The organism is Dellaglioa carnosa (genome assembly GCF_026948345.1).
GTDB lineage: Bacteria > Bacillota > Bacilli > Lactobacillales > Lactobacillaceae > Dellaglioa > Dellaglioa algida.
On sequence record NZ_JANXLI010000001.1, the window covers coordinates 409,575 to 423,016 of the forward strand.

The following is a 13,442-nucleotide window of genomic DNA, read 5'->3' on the forward strand; positions in this document are numbered from 1 at the left end:
TAGGAGGATTGAAAAAATTGAGTGATAAAAAAGATAATTCAGAGAAAAAGCCTTGGGAAAAATCGTTTGAAGATGATAGGGATGACAACGGGAATTATTCTCGATCAGCAAACAGACGTAAGAGTAAGAATAGTTCATTGTTGACCACGGGATTATTAGTTGTTTTTGTAGCCATTATCGTTGGAACAATTGGTTTTTATATTGTTGAAAGTAACAAGGTATATCAGCCAGAAGATGTCGCAACAAGCGAAAGCTCTTCAAGTAAAAAGACTGTAGCTAAGACGGATGATACGGCAAGTTCTGAATCAAAAGTTAAAGCGGAATCAGAATCTAAAGTAAAAGCAAATTCTGAATCGAAAGCTAAAGCTAAATCGGATTCAGAGTCGAAGGCTAAGGCGGAATCAGAATCGAAATCAAAAGTAAGTTCTGAATCTGCATCTAGCGCTTCGTCAAGTTCTGAAAGTGCGTCTAGTGCATCATCAAATTCGAGTGTAACCGTTGAAGCGGGACAAGGCATTTATCGTATTGCGGTAAATAACGGCTTGAGTATAGAACAACTTTTGGAATTGAATCCGGGATTAACTGCTAGTTCGGCAATTAGTGCAGGACAACAAATAAGAGTTAAATAATACATATGGGATTGATGTCTAATCAATCCTATTTTTATGGAGGAATCAACAGATGAAAGAACATATCCAAATTGCAATAGACGGGCCAGCATCGGCAGGTAAGAGTACTGTTGCCAAGTTGGTTGCAAAAAAATTAAACTATGTTTATTGTGATACAGGCGCAATGTATCGGGCAATCACTTTTGAAGCAATGGCAAAAAATATCTCGTTAGATGATGATAATGAGTTAGTTAACTTATTAAAAAAGACGACAATTTCATTTAAACCAGCTGTTCCAGAACAATTAGTTTTTATCAATGATCAAGATATCACGCAAGCTATTCGTCAACCAGAAGTAACTAATAATGTCTCAACGGTTGCCGCTCAAGGAGGCGTCCGTCAGGAATTAGTAAAACGTCAACAAGAAATTGCCGACGCGGGTTCAATTGTTATGGATGGACGTGATATTGGCACGACGGTGTTACCAAATGCCGAAATTAAGATTTTTTTAGTTGCTAGTGTTAAGGAACGGGCGCTTCGTCGCTTTAAAGAAAATCAGATTAAAGGTATTGATACGGCGCTCGATATTTTAGAGTTAGAAATTGCCGAACGGGATAGAAAAGATTCTACACGTGAAATTTCCCCACTTGTACAGGCAAAAGATGCTATACTTGTAGATACAACTTCAATGAATATTGAAGGTGTTGTACAGAAAATTATGGAAATAATTAACAAATAATAAAATAAAATATGAAAAATGAGTATTAGTACTAGTAATTACTCTTCATTTCAGCTAAAATAATAAATAGAGTTTATTCGCTAAGGAGGACATTGTCCATGAGTAATATTGAAGAAAATAATGATTTACTAGAAGCACTAAATAGTGTGAGTGAAGTTAAGGTTGGTTCTGTTATAAAAGGTGAAGTTTTAGCTATTGATGATGCTAAACAAGTCATTGTTGGTATTGAAGGCGCCGGAGTTGAAGGTGTCGTTCCAGCAAAAGAACTAGCACTTAAAGCTGGCGAAGAAACAGAAGACGTTGTCAAAATTGGTGACGTTATGGATTTAGTTGTTATTTCAAGTATCGGTGGCGATAAAGAAGGTGGTAGTTACTTACTATCACAAAGAAGAATTGCTGAACGTGAAGTTTGGAATGACTTACAAAAATTGGCTGACGATGATGCTACAATCGAAGCTACAATCACACAAGTTGTTAAAGGTGGATTGGTTGCTGATGCTGGCGTACGTGGGTTCGTACCTGCTTCAATGATTGATGATCGTTTTGTTGAAGATTTATCAAAATACAATCACCAAACATTAGATTTCAAGATTATTGAAATTGACCCAACTGAAAATAGATTAATCTTGTCACATAAAGCAATTGTTAAAGCTCAAAGAGATGCTCAAAAAGCTGAAACACTTAAAACTTTAACTGTTGGTGAAGTTGTAACAGGAACAGTGGCTCGTTTAACTAACTTTGGTGCATTCGTTGACCTTGGTGGTATCGATGGACTTGTTCATATTTCAGAAATTTCATACAACCGTATTTCAAAAGCAGAAGACGTTTTATCTGTTGGCGAAGAAGTTAAAGTTAAAGTATTGGCAATTGATTTAGATAAAAACCGTATCTCATTGTCAATCAAACAAACATTACCTCAACCATGGGATAATGTTGAAAATGACATTCATGTAGATGATGTTTTAGATGGTACTGTTAAACGTTTAACGACATTTGGTGCATTTGTTGAAGTTATGCCTGGAATTGAAGGACTTGTTCATATTTCACAAATTTCTTACACACATATTGCAACGCCAGGTGAAGTTCTAAAAACTGGTCAAGCTGTTCAAGTTAAAGTACTTGAAGTGCATCCAGCAGAACATCGTTTAGCTTTATCAATTAAAGCTCTTGAAGAAAAACCAGCAACAGAAGAAAAACCTGAAAAGAAAAAAACAGTTAAAAAAGCTGCACCAAAAGCTAAAGCACCTAAATCAACAATGAGTGGTATGCCAGAAGAAAGTACTGGCTTCACACTTGGAGATATTTTGGGTAAAGCATTAGAAGATGCAGATACTAACAAATAATTAAAATATTATTTTAAGTAACGACTGAACTGTAGTTCAGTCGTTTTTATTATTATAAGAGATATTCAGAAAGTGAGGTACTGTCTATGGCAAATCCTGTTGTAGCAATTGTTGGTCGTCCTAATGTTGGGAAGTCCACAGTTTTTAATAGAATAGCCGGGGAACGAATTTCAATTGTTGAAGATACCCCGGGTGTTACACGAGATCGTATTTATGCGCATAGCGAGTGGTTAGCACAGAAATTTAGCCTAATTGATACTGGTGGTATTGATATTGGTGATGAACCATTCTTAACGCAAATTACTGAACAAGCACAAATTGCGATTGATGAAGCTGATGTTATTGTTTTTCTTGTGAGTGTTAAAGAAGGCGTAACGGATGCCGATGAAAAGGTTGCTAAAATTTTATATCGTTCGGATAAACCCGTCATTTTAGCCGTTAATAAAGTAGATAATCCAGAATCCCGACAAGATATTTTCGATTTTTATTCATTAGGATTCGGCGAACCATTCCCAGTTTCTGGGAGTCATGGGCTTGGTGTCGGTGATTTATTGGATGAAATCACAAAGAAATTTCCTGAAAATGTTCCAGACGAAGATGATAGTCGAATTAAATTTAGTTTAATTGGCCGTCCTAATGTTGGTAAATCTTCATTAGTAAATGCTATCTTGGGAGAAAATAGAGTGATTGTTTCACCCATTGAAGGAACAACACGAGACGCGATTGATACGGCTTTTGATACAGACGAAGGCGATATGTTCTCAATGATCGATACTGCCGGTATTAGAAAACGCGGAAAAGTTTATGAAAATACTGAAAAATATTCCGTTTTACGTGCTATGCGTGCTATTGATCGATCAGACGTCGTTTTGGTCGTGTTGAACGCCGAGGAAGGTATTCGCGAACAAGATAAACGTGTTGCTGGTTACGCTCATGAAGCAGGCCGTGGTATTATTATTGTCGTTAATAAATGGGATACGCTTGAAAAAGATAATCATTCATTATCTGACTTTGAAGCTAATATCCGTCAAGAATTTGCTTACCTAAGTTATGCACCTATTATCTTTGTGTCAGCAATTACGCAACAACGTTTGACTAAGATACCTGAATTAATCAAACGTGTTAATGAGAACCACAGTCGTCGAATAACGTCATCAGTATTAAATGATGTTATTATGGATGCCGTAGCGCATAACCCAACGCCAACTGATAATGGTAAACGTTTAAGAATCTACTATTCAACGCAGGTAGCCATTCAACCACCTACGTTTGTTGTGTTCGTTAATGATACAGATCTTATGCATTTTTCATATGAACGATTCTTAGAAAATCAGATTAGAACGTCATTTGATTTTGAAGGAACTCCAATTCATGTTATTGAAAGAAGAAGAAAATAAATTAGGATAGATAAAACGCTATCATTATATCTTTTTTTCTTCAAAAAGGGTTAAATACCTTGATGTAATACGTTTTGTGTGGTATCTTAAATAAAGAATTAGTAGAGTAATCTCTGGTTCTGTTATTATTATTTATTTTAATAATAATGGCTGGATATCCTTGGATATTTGGACACATTTTAGGGGAGGTGAAACATTATGGCAAACAAAGCTCAATTAATCGAAAATGTTGCAAAAGAAACAGGTTTGACGAAAAAAGATGCTACAGTTGCAGTTGACGCTGTATTTGGTTCAATCCAAAACACATTAGCTACAGGTGAAAAAGTTCAATTAATCGGTTTCGGTAACTTTGAAGTACGCGAACGCGCTGCTCGTAAAGGTCGTAACCCACAAACTGGTGAAGAAATTCAAATCCCTGCAAGTAAAGTACCTGCATTTAAACCAGGTAAAGCTTTAAAGGATTCAGTTAAATAATACTTAGAAAAAGCTAGTACAATTCATTTTGTACTAGCTTTTTCATTCTATAATTTATTTTATAGACAATAGTCATGCAAGTAATTACTGGCTATTGTGTGCACGATAGATTAAACTAACTCGTATTGATTCGATAACGAAGTGAAGGGAAGTTAATTAATGACACATTCAGAAATTATGTTAGATTACTTGGACGAAGGTCAAATAGACGAAGCGATGAAGGAGTTTGCCAAGGCATTAAGAAAAGATAACGATGCAACGTTATTTAGTTTGGCGGAAGAATTATATAGTTTGGGCTTTTTAGCACAATCAAAACGTACCTATGAAAGATTGCTTGAAAAATATCCGGAAGAAGACACATTACGGACTTTCTTGGCAGATATTGCGATCAGCGAGGGTAAATCTGATGAGGCACTTAATTATTTATCGGAAATTGATGAGGATTCGGATGCGTATCTACAATCGCTGATGGTTGCAGCTGATCTTTATCAAACGCAGGGCATGTTTGAAGTTAGTGAAAATAAGCTATTGACTGCATTTAGATTGGCTCCGGATGAAGAGGTCATTCAATTTGCTTTAGGTGAATTGTACTTCAACACTAAACAATTTAGTCAAGCAATTGGCTTTTACCTTGAATTAATTAAGGCGGGTCAAACTGAACTTTCTCAGGTTAACCTAGTTCAAAGACTTGGTGTCAGTTATGCAAATAGTGGACAATTTGAAAAAGCAATGGCGTACTTGGAACAAATACATTTAGAAAATATGGATTCCGATACCAAATTACAAATGGGATTAACATATTTACAATTGAACGATCAACAAAAAGCGATTGATATTCTATATGATTTAAAAGAAGAAGATCCATCTTACACGTCGCTTTATCCGATTCTTGGTCAAGCATTGTCAAATGAGAATAGATTGAATGATGCCTTACTTGTCTATCAAGAAGGTTTGTCCGTTGACGAGGTAAATGATACATTATACGAACAAGCAGCCATTGTGGCATTAAAATTGGACGACGAGAAGCAAGCTGAGAAGTATTTAAATAAGGCAATCGACATAAATCCTGATAATACGGGTATATTACTTCAATTGAGTAACTTGTTAGTTAAGCAAGAACGCGATGACGAAGACGTAAAATTGTTAGAAGACATAAAAAGCGATGGTGATGTAGATCCTCAAATATTCTGGAATCTAGCGATATCATATGAAAGACTTGAAAATTATGAGAAAGCTGAAGAAAATTATTTGGAGGCGTACCCATACTTTACTAATCAAAGTGATTTTCTAAGATCTGTTATATTTGTTTTTAGAGAAAATGGTCGACAAGAAGAATTACAAGATGCAATTAAACATTATCTAGCATTAGTGCCCGATGATCAAGAAATTATTGATATTCAAAACGATATAAACGATTAGAAAAAACGTTCATACTACTATAGTGTGGACGTTTTTCTGGATTATCTAGTTAAGGCGAGATAAACTACTTTTAACGGATAGTTGTGTTCAGAGGAGGGGATTAAATGGTAAAGATTCAGATAGTCACGCCTAAATTAGAAGATAGCGATGAAATATTTAATTTAGTTAACCGTAATCGTTCTGAATTAAAACGTTGGCTTCCTTGGGTTAGACTAATGAAATCGAGTGCAGACGAGACTAATTTTTTACGGGGCTCTCTGAAAGATTCGACTAAACTTACATTTGGCATAATAATTAATCAAAATTTTGTTGGTATGATTGATTTACACGAGATAAAATCGGGAACCGCAGAGGTAGGGTATTGGTTAGATAAGGATTCAGTTGGGAAAGGGATCGTTTCCTTGGCGCTGAAAAATCTTGAGAAGTTATCAGCAAGAGACTATAAAATTAGAGAATTAAAAATAATTTTAAATATGGACAATCAAAAAAGTATGAATGTGGCAAAAAGAAATGGTTATCAGTTTATTGAACAAAATGGACAAAACTTAGTTTTCAAAAAGGAGCTAGAAATTTTCTAGCTCCTTTTTTGCATCTAAATGGTTAGTTTTTGCTCGATAATTAAATGGCGATAATATAACAGTGAACTCGGATCAAGTCTTAAAGCATTCATGAATTCAGAATCTGTTGTTATATCATGTGTGAGAATATAAAAGCATATAGCTGATTGATATAAAGAGCTTGGAGAGATGTTAGAAGCAATAAAATGCAAATCTTTTTTTAAAAATTTATGTAAACCGGGTAAAGATAGTAATGGGGAATCAATATTTTGACGTAATTTTAAAAAGGAATCGTCCGACCGCTGCAAGTCTTGCAGAGTCTTAATATGCACGTCAAATTGATTTAAAAATAAGCGTTCTGATTCTGAGAAAGAAAGTAGTTTGAAAGTACGGTAAAAACCAGGTTGCAAAATTTCTGAAATTTTATAGAAGTGACGAGTCATTAGTAATACGAGTCTCGAGTAATAACTAATTTCTGAATTTAAAAGATAAGAGTCAAAGTTCAATAACCAATCAAAAGTCGGGACAGAACTTTGGACATTTTTTTTGCCTTTCAACATTAAAGTTGGGATATGTGTATTTATTTGATGAATGAATAAGTATTTAAAATAACCGTTTAAATGAGATAAAACTTTTGTATACGTTGAATTCTTAACTTCTCTTTGAATCTGCAGCATTGATAGGTACTGTCTGACGTCTGATTCTAGAATAGTTTCAACATTACTATTTTCAAGGTAAGCATCATTAAAGTGGCGTAGAAAATTAAAAAAGTCGCTAAGATCATGATTATATTCTATAATAGTTGCTTCCGATAGAGAACGGGTGAGTAAAGATAAATTGAATGCTTCTTTGTAAGGATAACTCATTTTGAAACCTCCTAAGTAATAAATAATAAGTTACTTTAACTATAACACGATTAAAAGGAATACGCACTGCAAAGAACGCAGTGCGCAACCCTGTTACTGATTAAAAATCTGGCTTATCTTATTTTTTTGTTGCCGGTCAAAACTAAATCCCTGACCCAAGACCTCATTTACATTACTAATTGAAACAAAGGCGTTAGGGTCTTGATTTTTAAGAATTTCTTTTAATTGATGAAGTTCATTACGATTTATGACAACATAAATCATTTTCTTGTCCTGATGAGAATAAGACCCCTCACCATTAATATAGCTGACGCCGCGTTCCAATTTACTCCAAATCTCGTTAGTAATAATTTGGTACTTGTCACTAATAATTAATATACTAAGTCCAGAATAACTACCTTCAAGCGTAAAGTTAACAATTCTTGAGAAAACGTATGAACTCAGTAGGGTATACATCATATGTCTAAGATCAAGGTAACTTAGAGATACCACCAAGACAGCAACATCAAGGGCAAGAATTGTTTTCCCCATTTGAACACCGCGGGTTTTCTCTAAAATTCGAGCGACCACATCTGTGCCTCCTGTTGTACCACCGAAACGATACACTAATCCAGAACCAATTCCACCAAAAGCACCTGCTAGTATACCTGCCAAAAATAAATCATTGTTTACATTAATTTGAACTGGTGCGCGTTGCCAAATCCATAAGAATAAAGATAGCATTAATGTTCCGTAAATAGTATAAATTAATGATCGTTTGCCTAGAAATCGATAGCCAATAAGAATTAATGGGACATTAATAGCAAGCGTTGAGTAGGCTGGATCGATATGAAACCAGAAACGTAAGATTAAGGTAATACCAGTAATACCACCTTCGGCCAGGTGATTCGTTATGTTAACAGTTGCGAGTCCGAATGCATAGAAACAACATCCAAGCGCAATCATGATTAAATCCATTATTTTAATTCGTTCATTTTTTAAAATTAGAGCCACCTCCTAAAATAAATTCACTATAAATATCATACCATATTATTGAGAAATGTCTGTTCACTGGCATTTTAAATCTAGTATAAATCTGTTAAACTAGATTGTATTAATTAAAGATGAGGAGGATTACTATGATTAAAGTTTTAGTTGCTGGATTCAAAGGACGAATGGGGACCACCACAACAAATATGATCTTAGAAAATCCATTATTTGAATTAGTTGGTGTCTACAGTACATCTGCTACGGAAAAAAATATAAATGAAATTGCTGAATATAAGTCAGAGAATGTACCTGTATTTAATGAATTAGAAAAAATAAATATAAAAGCCGATGTTTGGATTGATTTTACAATACCTGGTGCCGTGTTTGAAAATGTGAAATTTGCTATCTCAAAACACATGTCGCCAGTTGTTGGTACTACGGGTTTAACGGAAGATAATTTAACTGAGCTAAAAAAATTGTCTAAACTCGAAAAGTTAGGCGGATTAATTGCACCTAACTTTGGTATTTCAGCAGTTTTATTAATGCAATTTGCGCAACAAACCGCTAAGTACTTACCCGACGTTGAAATAATAGAAATGCATCATGATAAAAAATTAGATGCACCTAGTGGTACAGCTTTGAATACTGCGAAGTTAATTGCTAAAGTTCGTCAACCTAAAGTTCAAGGTAACCCAAATGAAAGAGAGACTTTACCGGGCGCAAGAGGCGCAGAATTCGAGGGTATGAGGATTCATAGTGTTCGCCTACCGGGTTACGTTGCTCATGAGCAAGTTTTATTTGGCGGAAATGGTGAAGCATTAACGATTCGTCAGGATTCATTCGATCGTATATCATTCATGTCCGGTGTTGCCGTTGCCGTTGAAAAAATTGGTACACGTGAGGAATTACTCGTTGGATTGGAAAATCTATTATGATAGTATCCAACCTTGCAGACGAATTTCTTAAAGCCGAACCAGTTATTAAAGCCATTGAAGAAGCTGGATTTGAAGCCTATTTTGTTGGCGGAAGCGTTCGAGATACAATTCTTGGCTTACCAATCCATGATGTTGATATCGCAACAAGTGCTTACCCAGAAGAGATTAAAGAAATATTCAATAAAACCGTAGATACTGGTATTCAGCATGGTACCGTTATGGTTTTAGATCATGGAGAAGGATACGAAATCACCACATTTAGAACAGAATCAACCTATCAGGATTTTAGACGTCCGGATCACGTTGAATTCGTCCGTTCATTGGAAGAAGATTTAAAACGCCGTGATTTTACCATAAATGCGTTAGCAATGACTCATGAAGGCCAAATTATTGATTTATTTGATGGATTACAGGATTTAGAAAATCATATTATCAGGGCCGTGGGGGAAGCAGACGAGCGTTTTAATGAAGATGCTTTAAGAATGATGAGGGCAATTAGATTTGCAAGTCAATTAGATTTTTCAATTGAAGAAAAAACAACAATTGCGTTAAAAAAACATGCGTCACTTTTGAAGAAAATTGCGATTGAACGTATTCATATTGAATTTGTAAAATTATTATTAGGAAAAAATCCTAAAACGGGATTACAACATTTTATGACGGCTGATTTAGCAAGATACTGTCCTGAATTTGATAATTATATGTCCGAACTAACTGATATGGCAACTTTAGATTCAATTAAACTTTCGTCGGAAGCTGCTGCTTGGTCGCTAGTCATTCATGTATTAAAAGTATCGGAATCCGATATTAGTCATTTTTTAGTTGCTTGGAAAAGTTCAAATGAACTAATTTCAAATGTTCAAGCGGTTATCAGGGCTCTAAATAGTATTCTAGATAAAACGATTGACCGAGAACTCATGTATGAAACAGGTCTAGAGTTACTGTTAACTGCCAACGAAATTGCAACAATATTTAACCGTAATATACCTATTGAAATCCTGGAAGGCGACTATGAGCAACTACCAATTAAGTCTAAAAAAGAAATGCTTGTTAATGGTGGACAATTGATAAAAGAAGTAGGTATTCAACCTGGTGAAAAATTAGGCCGTATTTTAGCAGCATTAGAACATCAAGTATTAATGGAAAAAATACCAAACGAATCGACTCAATTATTAAAATTAGCTGAACGATTAGCGTCGGAGTTAGATTAATTTAGAAGATTAATTCAAATTTAGCTTATGAAATAAAAGAGAATCAAATCAGATAAGAGAGTGATTATATGCAAACATTAAGAGTTGAACATTTAAAGAAAACGTATGGTGAAAAAACATTATTTGATGATTTAAATTTTATCGTTAATGAAAAAGATAGAATTGGCTTAATTGGGACTAACGGTTCAGGGAAGACGACATTATTGAACGCACTAACTGAGCTTGATCCAGCTGATTCAGGTGATTTAATCAAACCAAATAATTATCGTATGAGTTATCTAAAGCAAATTCCTGAATTAAATGATGAAATGACGATTATGGAAGCTGCTTTTGAGGGTGCTTCACCCGTTTTTGAAACTATTCGTCACTATGAAGCAGCTTTAACGGCATATAGTGAGCATCCTGAAGACGAAAAATTACAACAGCGTTACTCAGATGCGGAAGACCGTATGAATCGTGAAGATGCATGGAATGCCGATAACGACGTTAAAACAATTTTAACTCAACTGCAAATTACTGACTTAACACAAAAAGTTGCAACCTTATCTGGTGGACAGAAGAAACGAGTTGGGTTAGCCCAAGTATTGATTCAAGCCCCAGACTTATTAATCTTAGATGAACCAACTAATCATTTAGATTTTAGCTCAATTGAATGGTTAGAAAGTTACCTTAAAACATATAAAGGCGCACTAATTGTGGTTACTCATGATCGTTACTTCTTAGATCAGATTGCTAACCAAATTTTGGAGTTATCATTCGGAAAATTATACTCATACGATGGTAACTATCAAGATTTTGTGGCTCAAAAAGCGGAGAGAGTAGCGCAAGAAGTTACCGCTGAACATAAAGAACAACAGCTATACAAAAAGGAACTTGCTTGGATGCGAACTGGTGCAAAAGCCAGATCAACAAAGCAGCAGGCTAGAATTAATCGTTTTAATGATTTAAAGGAAAATATGAATTCACTTCAAATTGATCAGGATGTATCAATTGGTCTAGGACAACAACGACTTGGTAAAAAAGTTATCGAATTAAAAGATGCTAGCCTTGTTTTAGAGAATCATAAAATTATTGATCATTTCAGTGAATTAATTCAAGCGAGTGATCGAATTGGGATTACTGGTAAAAATGGTGCCGGGAAATCAAGTTTATTAAATGCAATAGCTGGTAAGTTGCCTCTTAATTCTGGTGAATTGTTGATGGGTGAAACAGTTAAGTTAGGTTATTACCAACAACAAACCGAACCTATTCCCGGAGATAAGAGAATGATTAGTTATTTAAATGAAATTGGTGAAAATGTTGAAAATAAGCATGGTGAACGAATTAGTACAACACAACTTTTAGAACAATTTCTTTTCCCTAGATTCATGCATGGCACGTTAATTAGACAACTGTCTGGTGGAGAAAAAAGAAGACTGTATCTCCTGAAATTATTAATGCAACAACCTAACGTCCTATTGCTGGATGAGCCCACTAATGATTTAGATATTGGAACATTAACGGTACTTGAAGACTACCTTGAATCCTTTAATGGGGCTGTTATCACTGTTTCCCATGACCGATACTTCCTAGATAAAGTTGCGGATCAACTTCTTATTTTTGAAGGTGACGCAAAGATTAATCGATATACGGGATTATTTACAGCATATCTTGCTAATAATTCGATGGAAGATGATACAATAGCTACAACCAAAAATAAGTCATCTGAAAGTGACGTTATTTCAGATGACGATTCAAAAGTAAAGTTAACTTATGCTGAACAAAAAGAATTTGAAACAATCGAACAATTAATTGATGACTTAGAAGCGACTAAAGAAAAAGCCGAAAATGATATGGCAAAAACAAGCGGTAATGATTTTGTTGCACTAAGCGAATTACAAGTTTTAATCGATAATTTAGATGTTGAAATTGAAGAAAAAATGAATCGTTGGGACTACTTAGGAAAATATGCAGAAAAGGGGTAATCTTCGCATGGAAGAAACGTATTTACAACTCGAACGTGATATTTTAGCAAATGGGAACGACAAAACTGATCGCACTCAAACCGGGACTAAAAGTCTTTTTGGCTACCAAATGAGATTTGATTTAAGTCAAGGATTCCCATTACTAACAACTAAAAAAGTGCCATTTGGTTTAATTAAAAGTGAGTTATTGTGGTTTTTAAAAGGTGATACCAATATTCAATATTTATTAAAGCATAAGAATCATATTTGGGACGAATGGGCTTTTAAAAATTATATCGAGAGCATTGATTACTTGGGTCCAGATATGACTGATTTTGGTCGCCGTGCTCTTTCTGATCCCGAATTTAAGAAAGAATATGACGTTCAGAAAAAGCTTTTTTGCGATAAAATTATTGAAGATGATGCATTTGCTAAAAAGTTTGGTGAGCTTGGGGACGTTTATGGTAGCCAATGGCGCGAATGGAAAACGAGACAAGGTGACACAATTGATCAAATTTCGGATGTTATTGAAGCAATCAAAAAAACGCCTGATTCTAGAAGGTTGATTGTATCAGCATGGAACCCGGAAGACGTCCCAAACGTGGCATTGCCTCCTTGTCATACCTTATTTCAATTTTACGTGGCAGACGGTAAATTAAGCTGTCAGTTATACCAACGAAGTGGCGATGTTTTTCTGGGAGTGCCATTTAATATTGCAAGTTATGCCCTATTAACGCATCTAATTGCCAAAGAAGTTGGACTTGAGGTTGGCGAATTTATCCATACCTTAGGTGACGCGCATATTTACAGCAATCACATTGAACAAGTGAAAGAACAGCTCACTCGTGAAGTTCAACCAATGCCAAAACTATGGTTAAACCCTGATAAGGAAAGTATCTTTGATTATGATATGTCTGATATAAAGATTGAGGGATATAATCCGGCACCACCAATTAAGGCACCTGTCGCGGTTTAAAAGTT

General features: G+C 35.1%; 13 protein-coding genes. 11 read left to right on the forward strand and 2 right to left on the reverse strand.

The window, feature by feature from the left end; translation table 11 throughout:
• The first annotated feature begins 17 nt into the window (after positions 1-17).
• From N0K80_RS01980 to N0K80_RS02010, 7 genes are all read left to right on the forward strand, one after another.
• Positions 18-629: a LysM peptidoglycan-binding domain-containing protein gene (locus N0K80_RS01980; protein WP_146342111.1), complete on the forward strand. Its 612-nt coding sequence runs from the start codon at positions 18-20 to the stop codon at positions 627-629.
• Between the two features lie 52 nt (positions 630-681).
• Positions 682-1,347: a (d)CMP kinase gene (gene cmk, locus N0K80_RS01985; protein WP_269023609.1), complete on the forward strand. Its 666-nt coding sequence runs from the start codon at positions 682-684 to the stop codon at positions 1,345-1,347.
• A 98-nt stretch (positions 1,348-1,445) separates the two neighbouring features.
• Positions 1,446-2,690, forward strand: coding sequence for a 30S ribosomal protein S1 (gene rpsA / locus N0K80_RS01990; RefSeq protein WP_057973562.1), 1,245 nt, complete (start codon positions 1,446-1,448; stop codon positions 2,688-2,690).
• Positions 2,691-2,776: 86 nt separating this feature from the next.
• Entirely contained in the window at positions 2,777-4,087 is a 1,311-nt protein-coding gene (gene der, locus N0K80_RS01995) for a ribosome biogenesis GTPase Der (protein WP_057973561.1), read from the forward strand.
• Between the two features lie 198 nt (positions 4,088-4,285).
• Positions 4,286-4,561, forward strand: coding sequence for an HU family DNA-binding protein (locus N0K80_RS02000; protein WP_057973560.1), 276 nt, complete (start codon positions 4,286-4,288; stop codon positions 4,559-4,561).
• Between the two features lie 159 nt (positions 4,562-4,720).
• Entirely contained in the window at positions 4,721-5,980 is a 1,260-nt protein-coding gene (locus N0K80_RS02005) for a tetratricopeptide repeat protein (RefSeq protein WP_269023610.1), read from the forward strand.
• 104 nt (positions 5,981-6,084) lie between these two features.
• A complete protein-coding gene (locus N0K80_RS02010; RefSeq protein ID WP_269023611.1) occupies positions 6,085-6,558 on the forward strand; it encodes a GNAT family N-acetyltransferase in 474 nt (157 codons plus the stop codon).
• 14 nt (positions 6,559-6,572) lie between these two features.
• Here the strand turns inward: N0K80_RS02010 and N0K80_RS02015 are convergent, their stop codons facing one another.
• Positions 6,573-7,403: a site-specific integrase gene (locus N0K80_RS02015; protein ID WP_269023612.1), complete on the reverse strand. Its 831-nt coding sequence runs from the start codon at positions 7,401-7,403 to the stop codon at positions 6,573-6,575.
• 93 nt (positions 7,404-7,496) lie between these two features.
• Positions 7,497-8,387 carry a YitT family protein gene (locus tag N0K80_RS02020; RefSeq protein ID WP_407932677.1) on the reverse strand — a complete coding sequence of 297 codons (891 nt, stop codon included), beginning with the start codon at positions 8,385-8,387 and terminating at the stop codon, positions 7,497-7,499.
• 134 nt (positions 8,388-8,521) lie between these two features.
• Between N0K80_RS02020 and dapB the strand changes: the two genes are divergently transcribed.
• From dapB to N0K80_RS02040, 4 genes are all read left to right on the forward strand, one after another.
• The gene (dapB, locus tag N0K80_RS02025) at positions 8,522-9,307 is read left to right on the forward strand and encodes a 4-hydroxy-tetrahydrodipicolinate reductase (protein WP_269023613.1); all 786 of its coding nucleotides are present in this window, start codon (positions 8,522-8,524) and stop codon (positions 9,305-9,307) included.
• Positions 9,304-10,518, forward strand: coding sequence for a CCA tRNA nucleotidyltransferase (locus N0K80_RS02030; RefSeq protein ID WP_269023614.1), 1,215 nt, complete (start codon positions 9,304-9,306; stop codon positions 10,516-10,518). The genes dapB and N0K80_RS02030 overlap by 4 nt, the downstream gene beginning before the upstream one ends.
• Positions 10,519-10,586: 68 nt before the next feature.
• Positions 10,587-12,482 (forward strand): ABC-F family ATP-binding cassette domain-containing protein, encoded by a 1,896-nt coding sequence (locus N0K80_RS02035; RefSeq protein WP_269023615.1) that lies wholly within the window; start codon positions 10,587-10,589, stop codon positions 12,480-12,482.
• A complete protein-coding gene (locus N0K80_RS02040; RefSeq protein WP_269023616.1) occupies positions 12,466-13,437 on the forward strand; it encodes a thymidylate synthase in 972 nt (323 codons plus the stop codon). The genes N0K80_RS02035 and N0K80_RS02040 overlap by 17 nt, the downstream gene beginning before the upstream one ends.
• Positions 13,438-13,442 lie beyond the last annotated feature (5 nt).